Annotated in this window: 18 protein-coding genes and 3 tRNA genes; 12 read left to right on the top strand and 9 right to left on the bottom strand. The window is 68.6% G+C overall.

Going from position 1 to position 17,776, the window contains the following annotated elements; translation table 11 throughout:
* The first annotated feature begins 128 nt into the window (after positions 1–128).
* Both NQ165_RS08405 and NQ165_RS08400 read left to right on the top strand, forming a co-directional pair.
* On the top strand, positions 129–1,220 hold the full coding sequence (locus tag NQ165_RS08405) for a hypothetical protein (protein ID WP_257532509.1): 1,092 nt from the start codon (positions 129–131) through the stop codon (positions 1,218–1,220).
* Positions 1,217–2,860 carry a hypothetical protein gene (locus NQ165_RS08400; RefSeq protein WP_257532507.1) on the top strand — a complete coding sequence of 548 codons (1,644 nt, stop codon included), beginning with the start codon at positions 1,217–1,219 and terminating at the stop codon, positions 2,858–2,860. Before NQ165_RS08405 ends, NQ165_RS08400 begins: the two co-directional genes overlap by 4 nt.
* A gap of 230 nt (positions 2,861–3,090) precedes the next feature.
* Here NQ165_RS08400 and NQ165_RS08395 read toward each other — a convergent pair.
* Positions 3,091–3,174 (bottom strand) — tRNA-Leu (locus NQ165_RS08395).
* 216 nt (positions 3,175–3,390) lie between these two features.
* On the opposite strand from NQ165_RS08395, the gene NQ165_RS08390 reads away from it, so the two are divergent.
* From NQ165_RS08390 to pknB, 7 genes are all read left to right on the top strand, one after another.
* Positions 3,391–4,128: a DUF3662 and FHA domain-containing protein gene (locus NQ165_RS08390; protein ID WP_257532505.1), complete on the top strand. Its 738-nt coding sequence runs from the start codon at positions 3,391–3,393 to the stop codon at positions 4,126–4,128.
* Entirely contained in the window at positions 4,121–4,651 is a 531-nt protein-coding gene (locus NQ165_RS08385; protein ID WP_257532503.1) for an FHA domain-containing protein, read from the top strand. Before NQ165_RS08390 ends, NQ165_RS08385 begins: the two co-directional genes overlap by 8 nt.
* Positions 4,652–4,666: 15 nt before the next feature.
* Positions 4,667–5,905, top strand: a complete 1,239-nt coding sequence (locus tag NQ165_RS08380) for a PP2C family serine/threonine-protein phosphatase (RefSeq protein WP_257532501.1) — start codon at positions 4,667–4,669, stop codon at positions 5,903–5,905.
* Positions 5,902–7,287: an FtsW/RodA/SpoVE family cell cycle protein gene (locus tag NQ165_RS08375; RefSeq protein WP_257532499.1), complete on the top strand. Its 1,386-nt coding sequence runs from the start codon at positions 5,902–5,904 to the stop codon at positions 7,285–7,287. Before NQ165_RS08380 ends, NQ165_RS08375 begins: the two co-directional genes overlap by 4 nt.
* A 76-nt stretch (positions 7,288–7,363) precedes the next feature.
* Positions 7,364–8,821 carry a penicillin-binding protein 2 gene (locus NQ165_RS08370; protein ID WP_257532497.1) on the top strand — a complete coding sequence of 486 codons (1,458 nt, stop codon included), beginning with the start codon at positions 7,364–7,366 and terminating at the stop codon, positions 8,819–8,821.
* Complete coding sequence (locus tag NQ165_RS08365; protein ID WP_257532496.1) at positions 8,818–10,587, top strand: serine/threonine-protein kinase; 1,770 nt, start codon at positions 8,818–8,820, stop codon at positions 10,585–10,587. The genes NQ165_RS08370 and NQ165_RS08365 overlap by 4 nt, the downstream gene beginning before the upstream one ends.
* A gap of 69 nt (positions 10,588–10,656) precedes the next feature.
* Positions 10,657–12,360 (top strand): Stk1 family PASTA domain-containing Ser/Thr kinase, encoded by a 1,704-nt coding sequence (gene pknB, locus NQ165_RS08360; protein ID WP_257532494.1) that lies wholly within the window; start codon positions 10,657–10,659, stop codon positions 12,358–12,360.
* Here the strand turns inward: pknB and NQ165_RS08355 are convergent.
* The 3 genes from NQ165_RS08355 to NQ165_RS08345 are packed head-to-tail and all read right to left on the bottom strand — an operon-like array spanning position 12,357 to position 13,911.
* Positions 12,357–12,998, bottom strand: a complete 642-nt coding sequence (locus NQ165_RS08355) for an aminodeoxychorismate/anthranilate synthase component II (protein ID WP_374679385.1) — start codon at positions 12,996–12,998, stop codon at positions 12,357–12,359. The genes pknB and NQ165_RS08355 overlap by 4 nt on opposite strands.
* Positions 12,995–13,150 (bottom strand): hypothetical protein, encoded by a 156-nt coding sequence (locus tag NQ165_RS08350; RefSeq protein ID WP_257532492.1) that lies wholly within the window; start codon positions 13,148–13,150, stop codon positions 12,995–12,997. Before NQ165_RS08350 ends, NQ165_RS08355 begins: the two co-directional genes overlap by 4 nt.
* Positions 13,150–13,911 (bottom strand): class E sortase, encoded by a 762-nt coding sequence (locus NQ165_RS08345; protein ID WP_257532490.1) that lies wholly within the window; start codon positions 13,909–13,911, stop codon positions 13,150–13,152. Before NQ165_RS08345 ends, NQ165_RS08350 begins: the two co-directional genes overlap by 1 nt.
* A gap of 54 nt (positions 13,912–13,965) precedes the next feature.
* Between NQ165_RS08345 and NQ165_RS08340 the strand changes: the two genes are divergently transcribed.
* Positions 13,966–14,202 (top strand): cell division protein CrgA, encoded by a 237-nt coding sequence (locus NQ165_RS08340; protein ID WP_257532488.1) that lies wholly within the window; start codon positions 13,966–13,968, stop codon positions 14,200–14,202.
* Positions 14,203–14,287: 85 nt separating this feature from the next.
* Here the strand turns inward: NQ165_RS08340 and NQ165_RS08335 are convergent, their stop codons facing one another.
* Together NQ165_RS08335 and NQ165_RS08330 are read right to left on the bottom strand one after the other, a co-directional pair.
* Positions 14,288–15,151, bottom strand: a complete 864-nt coding sequence (locus NQ165_RS08335) for a rhomboid family intramembrane serine protease (protein WP_257532486.1) — start codon at positions 15,149–15,151, stop codon at positions 14,288–14,290.
* A 19-nt stretch (positions 15,152–15,170) separates the two neighbouring features.
* A complete protein-coding gene (locus NQ165_RS08330; protein ID WP_257532484.1) occupies positions 15,171–15,728 on the bottom strand; it encodes a peptidylprolyl isomerase in 558 nt (185 codons plus the stop codon).
* A gap of 100 nt (positions 15,729–15,828) precedes the next feature.
* On the opposite strand from NQ165_RS08330, the gene NQ165_RS08325 reads away from it, so the two are divergent.
* Positions 15,829–16,416: a DNA helicase gene (locus tag NQ165_RS08325; protein WP_257532482.1), complete on the top strand. Its 588-nt coding sequence runs from the start codon at positions 15,829–15,831 to the stop codon at positions 16,414–16,416.
* Positions 16,413–16,907 (top strand): aminoacyl-tRNA deacylase, encoded by a 495-nt coding sequence (locus NQ165_RS08320; protein ID WP_257532480.1) that lies wholly within the window; start codon positions 16,413–16,415, stop codon positions 16,905–16,907. Before NQ165_RS08325 ends, NQ165_RS08320 begins: the two co-directional genes overlap by 4 nt.
* On the opposite strand, the gene NQ165_RS08315 is transcribed toward NQ165_RS08320, so the two are convergent.
* The 3 genes from NQ165_RS08315 to NQ165_RS08305 all read right to left on the bottom strand — a co-directional run bounded on the left by NQ165_RS08315 (position 16,900) and on the right by NQ165_RS08305 (position 17,712).
* Entirely contained in the window at positions 16,900–17,322 is a 423-nt protein-coding gene (locus NQ165_RS08315; RefSeq protein ID WP_257532478.1) for an NUDIX hydrolase, read from the bottom strand. The two genes, NQ165_RS08320 and NQ165_RS08315, sit on opposite strands and share 8 nt — an antisense overlap.
* Positions 17,323–17,553: 231 nt before the next feature.
* Positions 17,554–17,626 (bottom strand) — tRNA-Ala (locus tag NQ165_RS08310).
* Between the two features lie 12 nt (positions 17,627–17,638).
* Positions 17,639–17,712: transfer RNA gene (locus NQ165_RS08305), tRNA-Ile, on the bottom strand.
* Between the last annotated feature and the right edge of the window lie 64 nt (positions 17,713–17,776).

Genomic DNA, 17,776 nt, shown 5'->3' with positions numbered 1-17,776 from the left:
TGTTCTACATCGGCCCGCGAGGCAGAAGCACGAGCGCTTCATCCAGTATACGCAGGAATTTCGCCCCTCTTCGCAGAAATCTTGCCCACATCACCTGTCGGCACACGGGCCGGGTGCATGGGGGCACCATGCAAAAGACATCAGCCGACGCTCACGCCCCCATCTACACCAACCGGGTCACCCGCTGGGGTGACAACAGCCACGCCCGCGTCCATTCCGAAATGCTCGCGGAGTACCTGGGCTCCTATCGCATGGAAAACCCTCCCCGCGAGCTCAAGCGTGCGCTGGCGAAGTCGGCATACGCCGCGCTCCCGGCGGAAGCCCTGGACGCCGTGACCCAGGAAGGCCTGCCGCTCGACCAGAACACGAGTCCGGAGCTCGAGCCCTTCATCCGCGATGCGGTCACCATCGCTGCTCCGCACACCGCGTACGCCGTGAAGCTGCTCCTTGCGAGTGTGACCCGGTACGTGACCTGGTGCGTCCGAGACATGGGCTGGCCACTGGACGCCCGAGTCCTCTGGTCAGTGCGTGCCATCGACATCTATTCCACGACCGCCAACCAGGACCGTGCCGAAGGCACCCGCCGCAACTACCGCGCTCACCTCATGCGCATCAGCGAGGTCTTGCTCCCGCACGAGCACCCCGAGAAGGTCACTCCCCTCTCCAAGCGCACGACCGCCGCACCCTACAGCCCGAAGGAGATGGACGAGTTCCGGACCTGGGCGACGAACCAGCTCACCGACCAAAGCCGCGACCGGGCAATGGTCATGCTCGTCCTGTGCGCCGGGGCTGGCATCCGCCCCGGCGAAATCCCCCTCATCTACCCGTCGGACATCACGGCCGACGACGAGGGCATTCTCGTCTCGGTCGGCGGCGACCAGCCTCGCGACGTGCCCCTGCTGGCCCAGTGGGAGGAGTGGATGCGCGCCCTCCTCAAGCGCCGGCCCGACGGTGAGAGGCTGTGGGGGCCGCTGACCCGAAAGAGCACCCACAACCTCACGTCCGTGTTCACCGAGCGCAGCCACGGTAATCCGCCGCGCGCCGACCGCCTCCGCGCCACCTGGCTCGTTCAACACCTCCGCGCCGGCGTCCCCATGAAGGAGCTGTTCCGCGCCGCCGGCGTCGAGAAGATGCAGCACCTGCACCTCTACCTGGAATTCATCGACCGTCTCGACGACACCGACTTCCGTCACGTCCTCCGCGCGGAGAGCCAGTCATGACCGGCGCAGCGAAGGAGGCCGCGGCGGCGGCGGCACGCGAGCGGTTCGACCGGCTGATGGTCGAAGCGTTCGGATTCACCCATGAGGACTACGAGGTCGTGCGACACTCCGCGCACACAAACCTGGAACACGTGCAGTTGTTCGGTCGCATCGTCGACGAGTCTGGTGTCATCGAACGGCTTGAGCAATGGAGTGAGTCGCGACGGAAATCGAAGGCGGGCCGGAAGGCGACGATGTCCTTCCGCACGGTGCTCGTGCTGTTCATCATGCACATGGACGCCGGAGACCAGCGTTACCGAGCCATCGCGAAGACCCTGTTCGCGCAGACCACGCCGGAGACCCGCGCGTACCTCGGTCTACCGACGACGCGTCTGACCCGTCGCGGATGGTACGAACGCTATTGGCGAGCAATGAACCGCATGCTCACCCTGCTTGAGCCCTGGGACGTCCCCCGAAACCGCACCGCCGACCCTGAGGAGTACCAGCGAGCCGTCGCGGATTACTCGCAGGACGCCCGCGACCGCATGGACGAGGTGATGAACCGACTCCTCCACGCCACAGTGCGCCGTCTCCCCAAGGACATCGCCGCAAGCTATAAGGGCAACGTCGCCATCGATGCCACCTTCCTGGAGGTTGTGGGAGAAGCAAACCCCAACCGCACCAACGGGCATCTAGCCCGACTCAACCTCGACGCGATGAGCGGACGCTACAAGCGCGGCGGACGCCACGAAGGCCAAGGCGCGAAGAAGGACAAGGCTGGCTGGGAGGTCGAGACCGTCGTCACGCTCCCGAACGAGCCGGGCCAGCCCCGCAGCATGCCCGTTCTGACGACGGGGATGACAGTGCACCAGCCCGGACGCATCAAGCACGGCCCGCGCATCGCAGTCACCGAGCACAGGAAAGTCTTCTCTCAGCGCGGTTACCTCATTGCTGACCGCGCCTATAACGGGTCGAAGCCGCACCGGTTCCAGGAGCACCTCGCCCGCATGGGCTTCCGGACGGTCTTCGACTACAAAGACCGCTTCTCCGGCAAACAGGGTGCCATCGAGGACGTCATCCAGGTCGGCGGCTACCTCTACGTCAAATGGATGCCCCGCGACCTCGTGACCGCGCGCACCGACTACAAAGCGGGCCTCATCGACCGCGACACCTACGAGAAGCGCATCAAAGCGCGTGAGCCGTACGCCATGGTCAAGCATGGATGGCCCCACAGCGACGGAACTCACCGGTACACGTACCCGGACCTGTCCAGGGTGCTCTGCTTCGACCCCGCCACCAACGAGTTGGTCAAGCCAGTCATCAAGAAGCGCACCTTCCAGCTACGCCCCGAAGACGAAGTCAGCCTCCGCATCGTCAAGAACCTCCAGGCCTTCGAGCACAAGAGCGATGAGTGGAAGCGCTGGTACGGCCTGCGCAGTCACGTCGAGTCCAACAACCAGTATGTGAAGTCCGACGCCGCAACCGACCTCGGCAACCCGGAGAAGCGCCGCCCCCGCGGCTATGCCTACCAGGCCCTCTGCGCAGCTGCAGCTTTCGCCGTGTCGAACCTGCGACGAATCGTCAGCTTCCTCAAGGCCCAGTACGACAGCTCCATCAGCTCCGACAAGCCCAAGGAGCACTCGAGCAGTCGAACCGACTAGCGGCCGGCCGCGACGATTAGAGTCCGCCTCGCAAGAACCGAACATTCCGTGAACGGCCCCGAAAGGGGCTACTCGTGTTGGTTCAGGGGGGAACCGGAGCTGCGGAGATCGCGGCGCCACCCCACCCAGTACCCCGAAAACGAAGAATCCGGCCGGAGCAACCGCTCCGGCCGGATCTTCCGTGCATTTCCAAACACATCGGGTCTGTATTTCCGAACAGACCCCTGTCGTGCGCGAGGGGGGACTTGAACCCCCACGCCCTTACGGGCACTGGCACCTGAAGCCAGCGCGTCTACCTATTCCGCCACTCGCGCGAGCCGCGCATGCGCGGACTCAACTTTCCGAGAATATCACGATCCGTGGGTGCGCTTCGCACGCATCCACCCGCGATGAGGGCGCGAAGAGGCCGGAATCGCCCTGTCCACGCCCCCGCGAACCGCGGAATTCCGGGGATCACCACCGGTGTGCGCACGATCTCCCAGCGGTTGCAACTAGCATGAAGCGACCGGTCTGCCTGCCTGAGGAGTCGTGTGGGACTACTAGACAGCTTCGAGAAGGGGCTCGAACGCGCCGTCAACGGCGCCTTCGCAAAGACCTTCCGCAGCGGCGTACAGCCTGTCGAGATCGCTTCGGCACTGCGCGCCGAACTCGACACCAAGGCCGCGGTCGTCAGCCGCGACCGCATTCTCGCGCCCAACAGCTTCACGGTGCGCCTGGCGCCCAGTGACGAGTCCCGCATGCAGGCCCTCGGCCCCACGCTCGGCGATGAACTGAACACCCTCGTCACCGGCCACGCCCGCGCGCAGGGCTATTCCTTCGCCGGACCCGTGACCATCAACGTCACAGCCGACCCCGGCCTGACCACCGGCACCCTGCGGGTCGACTCGCAGAGCGCCCAGGGCACCGTGGCATGGCGTGGCGTGGTCGACATCAACGGCACGCGGCATCCGCTGACCAAGGGCCGCACCGTCATCGGCCGCGGCAGCGACGCCGACATCACCATCGCCGACGCTGGCACCAGCCGCAAGCACGTGGAGATCCTCTGGGATGGCGAGCGCGCCATGGTGCGCGACCTCGGCTCCACCAACGGCACCAAGCTCGACGGCAGCCGCATCACCGAGGCGCCGCTTCCGCCGGACTCGACCGTCACCATCGGACGCACCGACATCGTCTTCCGTGTCGTGGCGCAGGCTCAGCCGCCGCGTCCCGCCACCCGGCCGGACGACACCACCCGCCGCTTCGACGTGCGAGGAGGCTCCGGTGAGTGAGCTGACCCTGCTGCTGCTGCGCATCGGCTTCCTGGTTCTGCTGTGGTTCTTCGTCTTCGCGGTGGTCTACTCCCTGCGCGCCGACCTGTTCGGCGTGAAGGTGCGCAAGCTCCCCGAGCCCACCCCCGCCGCCGCGGCTCCCGCCGCCAGCGCCCCCGCTGCAGCCACCGCGCCGGTGGGGCGTCCCGCAGCCGCACCGGCGCCGCGGTCCGGCGGACCCGCCACGACCGGCACCGTCAGCCGCATCGTGATCACCAGCGGCCCGAAGACCGGGCTCGAGCTGCCCCTCGGCACCGAGCCGCTCACCATCGGCCGGTCCAGCGAATCGGGTCTGGTGATCCGCGACGACTACACCTCCAGCCACCACGCACGCCTCGTGCTGTGGGGGGATCAGTGGATGATCCAGGACCTCGATTCGACCAACGGCACCTGGCACGACGGCCAGCGCGTGGCCTCGCCGGTGGCGATCAAGGTCGGCGCTCCCATCAAGGTGGGCGCGACGACCTTCGAGCTGCGGAAGTAAGCGGTACGTCGGCACATGGTCTTCCAGGGTTCGAGCGTTGCGATCTCGCACACCGGCAAGGTGCGCTCCAACAACCAGGACTCCGGCTACGCCGGGTCGAACCTGTTCGCCGTCGCGGACGGCATGGGCGGTCACGCCGGCGGTGACGTGGCCTCGAGCATCGCGATCACCCGCCTGGCCGAGCTGGACCGCACGTACGACTCCCCCTCGGATGCCGAGCTCGCACTGCGCGACGCCGTCGCCGACACCGCGACGCAGCTGATCGAGACGGTCAAGGCCAAGCCGGAGCTCGCGGGCATGGGGACCACCCTCAGCGCCCTCATCATGGTGGACGACTACGCCGTGCTCGCCCACATCGGCGATTCCCGCGTCTACCTCTACCGCGACGACACGCTCACCCAGATCACGACCGATCACACCTTCGTGCAGCGCCTGGTCGACTCCGGCCGCATCACGCCCGAGGAGGCCCGCTTCCACCCCCGTCGCTCGGTGCTCATGCGCGTGCTCGGCGACATGGACGCCGACCCCGAGCTCGACACCTTCATCATGCCGACCCAGCCCGGCGACCGCTGGCTGCTGTGCTCGGACGGACTGTCGGGCGTCGTCGATGAGGCCCACACCGCGAAGGCCCTCGGCCAGGGTCTGCCCCCGGGGCGCACCGCCGACGTGCTGCTGCGCCAGGCGCTGGACGGCGGAGCCCCCGACAACGTCACGATCGTGCTCGTCGACGTGGGCGGGCAGCACCCCGTCTTCCTCGGCACCCCCACCGTCGTCGGCTCCGCATCCAATCCGACGGGCATCGAGGTCCCCGCCGTCCGTCCCGCGCGAGCGGGCTGGCTGCACACCGGCCGGCAGGCTGCCAACGAACCCACGCACTTCGAGCCGGCCGCCGAGTTCCTCGAAGAACTCATCGAAGAGGATCGCCGCCGCGCCCGCAGCCGCCGCATCTGGTGGGTTCTCGCGACGGTCGGCGTTCTCGTGCTGCTCGCCGGCGGCCTGTTCGCGGGGTACTCCTGGACGCAGACGCGGTTCTACGTCGGCGCGGACGACGACACGGTGGTGATCTACCGCGGCATCCAGCAGACGATCGGCCCGCTGTCGCTGTCGACCCCCTACCGCGACACCGGCATCGAGCTGGCCGATCTGCCCGCGTTCGTGCGCGACAGCGTCGAGCAGACGATCTCGGCCGGTTCGCTGGACGACGCCCGCCGCATCGTCACACAGCTGCGCGACACGGCGGAGGAGATGCCATGACCGCTCCCGCCGATGTGAAGACCGACACCGCCGTCATCAAGGCGCTGCGCAAGCTCCGGATGCCGCAGACCCAGCGCAATCGCGAACTCGGACTGCTGATCTTCGCCTTCATCGTCAACACCGCCGCCGTGGCGCTCGTGCAGTTGGGCGCGAACGACGCACTCGACCCGAGCTTCCTCCTCTACTGCGGCGGACTGACCGTGCTCGTCCTCGCGCTGCACATCGTGCTGCGCCTGGTCGCCCGCGACGCCGACCCCTTCGTCGTGCCGATCGCCACCGTGCTCACTGGCCTCGGCATCGCGATGATCTACCGCATCGATCTGTACTTCGACAGCACGGGCTGGGGCGCGACGTCCAACCGGCAGCTGGCGTGGACGGCGATCGCCGTCCTCGGGGCGATCGCCGTCGTCCTCGCGCTGCGCAACTACCGGGTGCTGTTCCGGTACACCTACCTGTTCGGGCTGCTCGGCATCCTGCTGATGCTCCTGCCGATCGTGCCCGGACTGGGTGCCGACGCCAACGCGGACGTCTGGGTGAGCCTGGGCATCTTCTCCTTCCAGCCTGGCGAGCTGGCCAAGATCGCCCTGGCGATCTTCTTCGCCGGCTACCTCGTGCGCACGCGGGAGTCCCTCACCTCGGTGGGCACGAGGGTGCTCGGCATGACCTGGCCCCGCGCCCGGGAGCTCGGGCCGCTGCTGGTGATCTGGCTGGCGTCGCTCGGCATCATCGTGCTGCAGCGGGACCTCGGCACCGGCCTGCTCATCTTCGGCATGTTCGTCGCCATGCTGTACGTCGCGACGGGCAAGACGAGCTGGGTCCTCATCGGGTTGATCCTCGCCGCGGTCGGCGCTTTCCTGGCATCCCGCGTGCTGCCCTACGTCGGCGGCCGGTTCGAGAACTGGCTGAACGCCTTCGACCCCGAGCTGTACGAGGCCGGCGCCGGCACCTTCCAGCTCGCCAACGGCATCTTCGGCCTGGCACAGGGCGGCCTGGTCGGCACGGGTCTCGGTCAGGGCCGGCCGTGGATGACCCCGCTGTCGCAGAGCGACTACATCTTCCCCAGCCTCGGTGAGGAGCTCGGGCTCATCGGCGTCTTCGCGATCCTCTGCCTGTACATGGTGTTCACCAGCCGCGGCATCCGCATCGGGCTGGCCGGGCAGGACGACTTCGGCAAGCTGCTCGCCACCGGACTGTCGTTCACCCTCGCGCTGCAGGTGTTCATCATGGTGGGCGGCGTCACCCGCATCATTCCGCTGACCGGACTGACCACCCCGTTCCTCGCAGCGGGCGGATCGTCACTCGTGGCGAACTGGATCATCGTGGCCCTGCTGCTGCGCATCTCGGATGCCGTGCGCAGCCGACCCCGGGTGGTGATCGGATGACCACCCTTCGACACGCGCCTGCGGCGCGGCTCAGGGACCGGCCAGTGGTCTCCAGCGCCCTCAGCGAGGTGATCCGATGACCAAAGAACTGCGACGGCTGTCGATGCTGGTGCTCGCCATGTTCCTGGCGCTGTTCGTCTCGACGAGCGTCATCCAGGTGGTGCAGGCCGACGACCTCAGCGCCAACCCGCTCAACCGACGTGCCCTGTACGACACCTTCGAGGTGCAGCGCGGCGCGATCATCGCCAGCGGTGCCGCGATCGCGGCGTCGGTGCCGACCGACGACCTCTACAGCTGGCAGCGGGTCTACACCGATCCGTACATGTGGGCTCCGGTCACCGGCTTCATCAACCCCGTGCTGGGCTCGGCCACCGGCATGGAGCGCGCGATGAACCAGGAGCTCAGCGGCACCGCCGACTCGCAGTTCCTCGCCCGCATCGAGCAGATCATCAGCGGTCAGCAGCCGCGCGGGTCGAACGTCGTGCTCACCCTCGACGCCGCCGCGCAGCGGGCGGCCTTCGAGGCCCTCGGCGACCTGCAGGGCGCGGTCGTGGCGATCGAGCCCGCCACCGGACGCATCCTGGCGATGGTCTCGAGCCCCAGCTACGACACGAACCTCCTCGCCGTCCACGACGCCGCGGCGGTCGAGGCGACCGAGGCCGCGCTGCTCGACGACCCGCTGCAGCCCCTCGACAACCGTGCGATCGCCGGCCGGCTCAACCCCCCGGGTTCGACCTTCAAACTGGTCGTGGCGTCGGCTGCGCTGTCGACGGGTGAATGGACGGCCCAGTCCACGCTCCCCAACCCGGCCGCCTACACGCTCCCGCAGTCCTCGAGCATCGTGCGCAACGCCGGCGGCGGCACCTGCGGCCCCGGCGAGGAGGTCACCATCGCCGACGCGCTGCGGCTGAGCTGCAACATCCCGTTCGCCGAGCTCGCCGTGCGGCTCGGCGACGACGTCATCCGCGACGAGGCGGAGAAGTTCGGCTTCGATTCCTCCTTCACCATGCCGCTGGAGTCGACCCCCTCGGTCTACCCCACGGTCCTCGACGACGCGCAGACGGCACTGTCCGGCTTCGGCCAGGGAGACGTGCGGGCCACTCCCCTGCAGATGGCGATGGTGTCCGCCGGAATCGCCCATCAGGGCGTCGTGATGAACCCCCGGATGGTCGAGGCGATCATCGCTGCGGACTTCACCCAGCAGCAGTCATTCGACGACACCGAGTACGGCCGTGCCGTCTCGGAGGAAGTAGCGGCATCCATGACGAGGATGATGGTGGCGAATGTCCAAACGGGCATCGCAAGCGGTGCAACAATAGACGGCGTAGACGTCGCCGGGAAGACCGGTACCGCGGAGAACGGGGTGGACGATCCCTACACGTTGTGGTTCACAGGTTTCGCTCCGGCCGACGACCCTCGGGTCGCCGTGGCCGTCGTGGTCGAGAACGGCGGCGGACTGGGCCAGTCTGGCAGCAGCAACAGGATCGCGGCTCCGATCGCGGCAAAGGTCATGGAGGCGGTGCTGAGCAGATGAGACCGACGCAGGGAGTGACCTTCGGCGGCCGATACGAGCTGGACTCGCGGATCGCGATCGGCGGCATGGGCGAGGTGTGGGAGGCGACCGACCACGTCATCGGCCGCACCGTCGCCATCAAGATCCTCAAAGACGAGTACATGGGCGACCCCGGGTTCCTCGAGCGCTTCCGCGCCGAGGCCCGTCACGCCGCACTCGTCAACCACGAGGGCATCGCCAGCGTGTTCGACTACGGCGAGGAGAACGGCAGCGCCTTCCTCGTGATGGAGCTCGTCCCCGGCGAGGCTCTGTCGACGATCCTCGAGCGCGAGGGATCGCTCTCGCCCGACAAGACGCTCGACATCGTCGCTCAGACGTCGCTCGCTCTGCAGGCCGCCCACGCGGCCGGCCTCGTGCACCGCGACATCAAGCCCGGAAACCTGCTGATCACCCCTGATGGCCGCGTCAAGATCACCGACTTCGGCATCGCGCGCATCGCCGACCAGGTGCCCTTGACCGCCACCGGTCAGGTCATGGGCACGGTGCAGTACCTCTCCCCCGAGCAGGCATCGGGTCACCCGGCATCCCCCGCCACCGACATCTACTCGCTCGGCATCGTCGCGTACGAGTGCCTGGCGGGCAAGCGCCCGTTCACGGGTGAGTCGCAGGTCGCCATCGCGATGGCGCAGATCAACGAGCAGGCACCGCCCCTTCCCGAGTCGGTGCCGCTGCCGGTGCAGAACCTCGTGATGGCGATGATCGCCAAGAAGCCCGACGACCGGCCCGCCACGGCGTCGGCCGTCGCCCGCGCCGCCACCGCGCTGCGGCGCGGCGACCTCACTGCCGCCGTCGCTGCCGTGCCGGCCATCGCCGGGGGCGTCGCCGTCGACGAGGTCACCCAGCTGCTCACCCCCGGGCTGAGCACGCAGGATGCCACGCGGCTGCTGCCGGCGACCGCCACGATGGCGGCCACCGGCGACGACGCGGCTGTCGAGGGCGTGACGGACAAGCCCAAGCCCAAGCGCAACCGCTGGACCTGGCCGCTGATCGGCCTGATCGTGCTGCTGCTGCTCGTGCTGGGCGGCACCGTGTGGGCACTGCTGTCCAACCAGCAGCCCGAGCCGACCCCTTCGCCGACGAACTCGTCCACCCCGAGCCGCGCGCCGAGCCCGTCAGCGACACCGTCGACCCCCGAGACCGTCGCCGTGAGCGCCGGTGACCTCGAGGGACTCACCTGCGAACAGGCCTCTGCCGTGCTGCAGGAACTCGGCCTCGGAGCGGACTGCGTGGAGGGCGACCCCGCCCCCAACGAGGCGAGCCAGGGCCTGATCTACCGCGTCCCCACCACCGGCAACCTGCCGCTGGGCACGGTCGTGCAGCTCATCTACTACGGCGGCCAGGTCGCCCTGGAGAACCCCGGCGCACCCACGCTGTCGAGCCCGGTGGAGACCGGCACGACCGTGCAGGTGACCTGGCCCGGGTACTCCTGCCCGTCCGGTCAGGGCAGCGTCAGCTCGTACAACCTCACCGCGACCAACGGCGTCTTCCCCAACGGGCAGTCGTCCTCGGCCTTCGGCAGCAGCGAGCGCTCCGCGCCGCTGCAGATCACCGGAGCGGCCGGGCAATCGGTCATCGTCACCTACACCGTGACCTGCAGCGGCGGCAGCGCCGGTGAGCGCACGACCGGCGCCTCCGGCGAGGCCGCGGCGCTCATCACCGCACCGCCTGAGCCTGAGCCGGCTCCGACGCCCGAGCCGACCGAGGGCGCGCAGAACGACGGGCCGTGATCGGCTGTGCTCCGCTCAGGTCGAGCGGAGCACACCGACTAGGCTGGTTGTTCGAGCAAGGGGGTGACCGTGTCGGCTGAGCCGCGCGTTCTTTCGGGACGATACCGCGTCGATGAGCCCATCGGGCGCGGCGGGATGGCTCGGGTGTACCGCGGCTACGACCTCACCCTCGGCAGGCCGGTGGCGATCAAGATCCTCAAGCGCGATCTCGCCGAGGACAGTGCGTTCCGCACGCGTTTCCGCCTCGAGGCGCAGGCGGCATCGCGCATGTCGAATCCCACGATCGTGCGCGTCTACGACGCGGGCGAGGATGCGGAGACCGACCCCGACGGCTCCGTGCACCCGGTGCCGTACATCGTGATGGAGCTGGTCGACGGCGAGCTGCTCAAAGACCTCGTCGCGGCGGGCCCGCTGGCAGCCGACACCGCCGTGCGGTACGTCGACGGCATCCTCGAAGCGCTGGAGTACTCCCATCGTGCCGGTGTCGTGCACCGCGACATCAAGCCCGGCAACGTCATGGTCACCGACTCCGGCCAGGTGAAGGTGATGGACTTCGGCATCGCGCGCGCAGTGTCCGACTCATCGTCCACGGTGGCCGACACCACCGCCATCCTCGGCACCGCCGCGTACTTCTCCCCCGAGCAGGCCAAGGGCGAGCCGGTCGATGCGCGGGCCGACGTGTACTCCACCGGCGTCGTGCTGTACGAGCTGCTCACCGGCCGGCAGCCCTTCCGCGGGGAGAGCCCGGTCGCTGTGGCCTACCAGCACGTCAGCGAGACGCCCGTCCCGCCCAGCGAGGTCAACCCCACGGTGCCGCGAGCCCTCGACGCCGTCGTGCTGCGGGCCCTCGCCAAGGATCCCTTCCAGCGATTCCAGGATGCCGCCGCGTTCCGTGAGGCGCTGGACAGCGCCGTCGACGGCCGCACGCCCTCGAAGCGCCAGGTCGGCGCGCTGACGTCGCAGCTCTACGGCCCCGACCCCCGGCAGGCCCAGGACACCGCGCGTTCGCTGCGCCAGCTGACCACCGACACCACGATGACGCGCACGCAGTCGGGCCCGCCCGCCGCATGGATCTGGGCCGGCGTGGTGCTGCTGATCGCGCTGCTGGCATCGCTGGTGTTCTGGGTGGTCAGCATCCAGCCCGGCACCGGAGTGCCGAGCAACGCGCGCATCGTGCCGAATGTGACGGACATGGCCTACGAGCGCGCGGAGCAGCTGCTGCTCGACGAGGACCTCGAGCCGACTCGCCTGGAGGAGCCGAGCGACACGGTGGCCGCGGGCAACGTCATCCGCGTCTCCCCCGCGTCGGGGACATCCGTCGCCATCGGCGAGAAGATCGACGTCTTCGTCTCGACCGGGGTGGAGACGACGGCCGTGCCCCGCCTGGTCGGCCTCAACCGCGCGGCAGCCGATGAGGCGCTCAAATCGGCCGGGCTGCGACTGGGCAGCGCCACCATGCGCAACGATCCCGCCGCTGCCGCGGGCACGGTGCTGTCGGCGTCGCAGGAGGAGGGCGCCGAGGTCCCCGAGGGCACCGCCGTCAACCTGGAGGTGGCGACCGGCCAGGTCACGCTGATCGATGTCGCCGGTTACACCGTCGAGGCCGCCACGCGCGAGCTCGAGGCGGACGACAAGCAGCTGACGGTGCTGACCGAGGAGAACCCGGAGTGCCCGGCTGCTCCGGGTGGTCCCGTCGTGCTCTCGCAGTCGCTCGCCCCCGGTGACGTGCCGATCCACTCCACCGTCACGCTCGTCTACTGCTCCGGGTCCTAGACGACCGCTCCGCGGTGGGGGTGCAGACCGGCGCCGCGCCGCGCGGCATCCGTCACGCCGACGAGCTCAAGCCAGTTGCCCAGCAGCCGGTAGCCGCCCTCGGTCAGCACGCTCTCCGGGTGGAACTGCACACCCTGGAGCGGCAGCGAGCGATGCGACAGGCCCATCACCACGCCCTCCGGGGTGCGGCTGGTGACGACCAGTTCGGGGGTCAGCGTCTCGGGCACGACGGCGAGGGAATGGTATCTCCCGGCGGTGAACGGGTCCGGAAGCCCGGCGTACAGCGCGCTGCCGTCGTGGTGCACACGGCTCGTCATGCCGTGCATCAACTCGGGCGCCGTGGCGACGCTCGCCCCGAACGCCTCGGCGAGGGCTTGGTGCCCGAGGCACACGCCCAGCAGCGGCAATCCTGTCGCGGCGGCGGCGTGCACGACCGCGATCGACGCCCCCGCGCGCGCGGGCGTGCCCGGCCCGGGTGAGATCATCACGCCGTCGAACCCCGCCAGTGTCGCGTCGGCGTCATCGATCGCGTCGGCCTCGACGAGGGATGCCATGGCCCCCAGTTCGTCGAGGTAGCCCACGAGGGTGTGCACGAAGCTGTCATGGTTGTCGACCACGAGCACCCGGCCTCGCATCATCCGACGACGACGTCCTCGGAGTTGAGGAGCGCCCCCACCCAGGGGAAGACGTAGAAGAAGAGCCCGTAGAGGATGCCGGCTGCGAGAAGCAGCAGGATGATGGTGCGGATCCACCACGGACCGGGCAGTGCCCGCCACAGTGCTGCGTACATCAGGCTCCTTCGGCCGAGGTCAGCGCGTCGGGTTCGCCCGCGGCGCGAGGGGTGAACGATTCGAACACGGCGTAGGCGGCGATGCGCTCCTGGGTGGACCACATCGGGCTGCAGGTGGTGAGGGTGAGGTAGCGCCCGTCGGCGGCCGCGCCAGGGTTCTGCGGCACCGGCGCGAGCACGGAGACCTCGTCGGGACGCACGTACTCCATGTTGCGGTACCGGTACGTGTACCAGCCGTCGGCGGTCTCGAGGACGATGGCATCTCCCACCTGCAGCGACGGCACGTTCTCGAACGGCGCGCCATGCGTGTAGCGGTGGGCGGCGAGGGCGACGTTGCCCATCGCCCCGGGCATGGGCGTGCCCGGATAGTGCCCGACGCCGATGGGGTCGAGCACCTGAGTCTTGCTCACACCTTCGGCGATGGGGAAGATCCAGTCGTCGCCGAAGCGCGGGATGTGCAGCGTCGCGAAGACCTCGCCTTCGCCGACCGGCTCGGCCACGATGGGCTCGGCTGCCGGCTCCGCGGCATCCGGCACGGGATCGACGGGTGCGCTGGCCCACTGCTCGGTGACCTCACGCGCCTCGGCCTGGCGCTGGGTGCTGATGATCGCGTCCCCGATCCACATCTGCCAGGCCACGTACAGCAGCACGATGACACCGAAGGTGATGAGGACTTCGCCGAGCACTCCCCATGCCGACGGCCGGCGCGACGGCGCCGCACTGCGCGTGCGCATGCCGAGGGTTGGGGGTATCGATGTCACCGGAGGATCCTAACGAGACATGCTATGAGTGCGCACAAGGCTAAACTTACGGCCATGGCACCTAGCGACAAGCGCGACGACCCGGTTTCCGAGCGCCCTGAGGGCACCGCCCCCAACCCCGTGTGGTTCAAGCCGATCATGTTCGGGCTCATGCTCATCGGTCTCGTCTGGGTGCTCGTCTTCTACTTGAGCAGCTCGCAGTTGCCCATCCCGGGACTCGGCTCGTGGAATCTGGTCATCGGTTTCGGCATCGCCTTCGTGGGCTTTCTGATGACGACCCGCTGGCGCTGAGCGATCCCTCCACACCGTCTTCCCCACCTGTGAATTACACCGGTGTGATTCATCCCCAGGCTGGGGATGAATCTGTGGATAACTTTCACCCGTAGACGAGAACCGGCACGACGAGCAGCGCGAGCAACCCGACCGCGACGCCGATGAGCAGCCACATCTGCGTGCGCTGCTGTGCACGCGCCCGCGTGCGCGCGAAGATGTACGCCACCAGGGCTCCGACCAGCCCGCCGCCGATGTGCGCCTGCCAGGAGATGTTCGATCCCGGCAGGAAGGTGATCACCAGGTTCAGCCCCAGCAGCACGGCGATGGCCGTGACGTTGACCCCGAGATGCCGGCCGATCACGAACATGGCCCCGAGCAGTCCCCACACGGCGCCCGAGGCTCCGACGACCCAGGTTCCGGGCGCCAGCAGCGACACCAGCACCGAACCGCCCAGGGCGCTCAGCAGGTAGAGCGCCAGGAACCGCACGCGCCCGAGCAGCGGCTCGAGGCTGCGACCGAGCGCCCACAGCGCCAGCATGTTCAGTGCGACGTGCCAGAGGCTCGCGTGCACGAGGGTGACCGTCAGCAGCCGCCAGGGCTGGAACCCGATGCCGGGGAACAGGAACGCGCTGTTGAAGGCCAGGTACCCCTGGACGATGTTGCCGATCCCGGGGATCAGGGTGACGAGGTAGGTCAGCGACGTCACGATGACGATCGCGTACGTCACCAGGGGCCGCGAGTCGGCGGCGCGCGCGCGCACCGACCCGCGACGCCGTGGCATCCGCGTGACCTTCGCGGCCTGCTGCTGATCGCGCAGGCACTCCGGGCAGATCACCCCGACGGGCATCTGCGTCTGGCATTCCGGGCAGATCGTGCGCAGGCACCGCTGGCACAGCACGAAGCTCTGCCGATCGGGATGCCGGTAGCAGAAGTTCTCCGGATTGGTGCGGAAGTCCGCGGAGGCCACGCTCGGACTCAGCCGATCGTCAGACGGCGGCGACGTCGATCGACGAGATCACGACGGGCTCGATCGGACGGTCGCCCGCACCGGTCGGGACCTTCGCGATGGCGTCGACGACCGCGCGCGAGGCGTCGTCGGCGACCTCGCCGAAGATGGTGTGCTTGCCGTTGAGCCACGGGGTGGGGTCGGTCGTGATGAAGAACTGCGACCCGTTGGTGCCTTCGACCTTGCCGGTGATGGCGTTGCGGCGCAGTCCGGCGTTGGCCATTGCCAGCAGGTACGGCGCGCTGAAGGTCAGCTCGGGGTGGATCTCGTCGTCGAAGGTGTAGCCGGGGCCGCCGACGCCCTGACCGAGCGGGTCGCCGCCCTGGATCATGAAGCCGGGGATGATGCGGTGGAAGATCACGTCGGTGTAGAGCGGGCCTTCGCCCGGCTTGCCGGTGGCGGGGTCCGTCCACGCTCCGGTGCCGTCGGCCAGTCCGATGAAGTTCTGCACCGTGCGGGGTGCGTGGTCTCCGAAGAGATTGACGACGATGTCGCCGTGGTTGGTGTGCAGGGTCGCGACCGCGGTGGGGAGTGCCATACCTAACATTCTCGCAGAGTTATGCGCAACCCCTCCCGCGCCTGGACAGGTCTGGCAAGATAAGGAGAAACGTCTCCGAGCGATAAGGGAGGGCCACCTCGTGAGCCTCAGCCGCAAGCGCAAGAAGGAACTCCGCAAGCTCCAGAAGCAGGCCAACACGCTGTGGGAAACGCAGCAGGTGCTCGTCGGTGAAGCGGCCAACGTCGCAAAGGAAGCCGGGCGTCAGCTCGGCCACTACAACCGTGAGCGGGTCATGCCCGTCATCAACGACACCTACAGCCACTACGCCGCACCGTACGTCACGAAGGCCGCCAAGGTCTCCCGCACGGTGCTGAACGACAAGGTCGTCCCGGCCGCGGGCGCCGTCGTCGGCTCCGCGATGTCGGTGTGGGATGCCGCGAACGACACGCGTGCCCGTGTGGCCGCCGGCCGTGGGTTCGCCGCCCCCGATGTGGCGAAGTACTCCAAGAAAGCCGACAAGTACGGAAAGGACGCCGCGAAGAAGATCGCCAAGAAGATCTCCGTCGTCGCGCCCGAGCCGAAGAAGCGCATGGGTGCCGGCAGCGTCATCGCCCTCATCCTGGGTGCCGCCGCCGCTGCCGGCGTCATCTACGCCGCGTGGCAGACGCTGCGCGCCGACGACGAGCTGTGGGTGGCGGACGACCCGCTGAGCGCCCCCGACGCGTGACCGTCGAACCCGACGCACTTTCTCGAGCCCGCGACGCCGCACAGGCGCGCGGGCTCGAGGTGTCTTTCCGGGAGCGTCCGGCAGCGCGGAGCCTCGCCGAGGCCGCGGCCCTGCTGGGGCTGCAACCACGCGACATCGTGAAGACGCTCGTGGTCAAGCGCAGCGACGGCAGCTACCTGTTCGCACTCGTCCCCGGGGACCGGGTGATCTCCTGGCCGAAGCTGCGCGCGGTCGTGGGCGTGAACAAGCTGCGCCTGCCCGACGCGGACGACGCGCTGGCAGCCACCGGTTATGAACGCGGCACCATCGTGCCGATCGGCAGCACCGTGGACTGGCCCGTGTATGCCGACGAGCGCATCGTCGGCACGCGCATCGCGATGGGCGCCGGTGCGCCCGGGTACAGCCTGTTCGTCGACGCCGACGCCCTCATCGCCGCCTACGGGGCCACTGTGGCCGACATCTCCGCCGAAGAGCCGGCATCCCTCAACTGAGACCCGCCATCTTCAGGGCGATGTCGACGAGCTTGACCCGCTGCAGCAGCCCCACGCCGGCGAGATCGAACCACTCGGCCCGGTCGGTGGAGCCGTCGACCTCATCGCGCAACCGGCCGCCGGTCACCCGCGCGCGGTAGACGATGCGCAGCGTGTGCAGCGGCTCCGTGGCCTCGGTCAGCCGTCTGCCCACCGGGATCACACGGGAGTGGATGCCGAGCAGGTCGCCGACCTCGACCCGGTAGCCGGTCTCCTCCCGCACCTCCCGACGCACGGTCTGCACGGGGTCCTCCCCCGGCTCCATCCCGCCACCGGGCATGGTCCACCCCGAACGGCCCTTGTCGTTCCAGTGCGCCAGCAGCAGCCGCTCCTCATCGTCGGTGATGACGGCGTAGGCCGCGACGCGCAACTCCATCCCGTGACTCTACCGGCGCGAGAGCAGGGCAGCCGCCGCGGGGGATCGAGCATCTCTCGATCGGCCGTGTGAGTCGCCGCTCACACGGCGGGGGTGGGCTGTGCGGGAAGCTGCGACGGGTCGTCTTTGGCGGAACGCTCCTGGCGCTGAGAACGGCCGGTGTCGCCCGCCCCGCACGCACTGATGCAGAGAACCCCGGAATCACGGGGATTCCGGGGTTCTGTCCGACTGTGGAGCCTAGGAGATTCGAACTCCTGACATCCTGCTTGCAAAGCAGGCGCTCTACCAACTGAGCTAAGGCCCCGGGGCTGTGTTGTGGGGCTACCAGGACTTGAACCTGGGACCTCTTCATTATCAGTGAAGCGCTCTAACCGCCTGAGCTATAGCCCCGTCTGCCGCGATTTCTCATCGGCAACCTCCAAGACTTTACCCGACGCGACCCGGTTTCACGAAA

The sequence above is a fragment of the Microbacterium sp. zg.Y1084 genome, assembly GCF_024623595.1.
Classification (GTDB): Bacteria; Actinomycetota; Actinomycetes; order Actinomycetales; family Microbacteriaceae; genus Microbacterium; species Microbacterium wangruii.
Note: the sequence above shows the minus strand (reverse complement) of the source record. Positions and strands in the feature narration are given on the sequence as shown.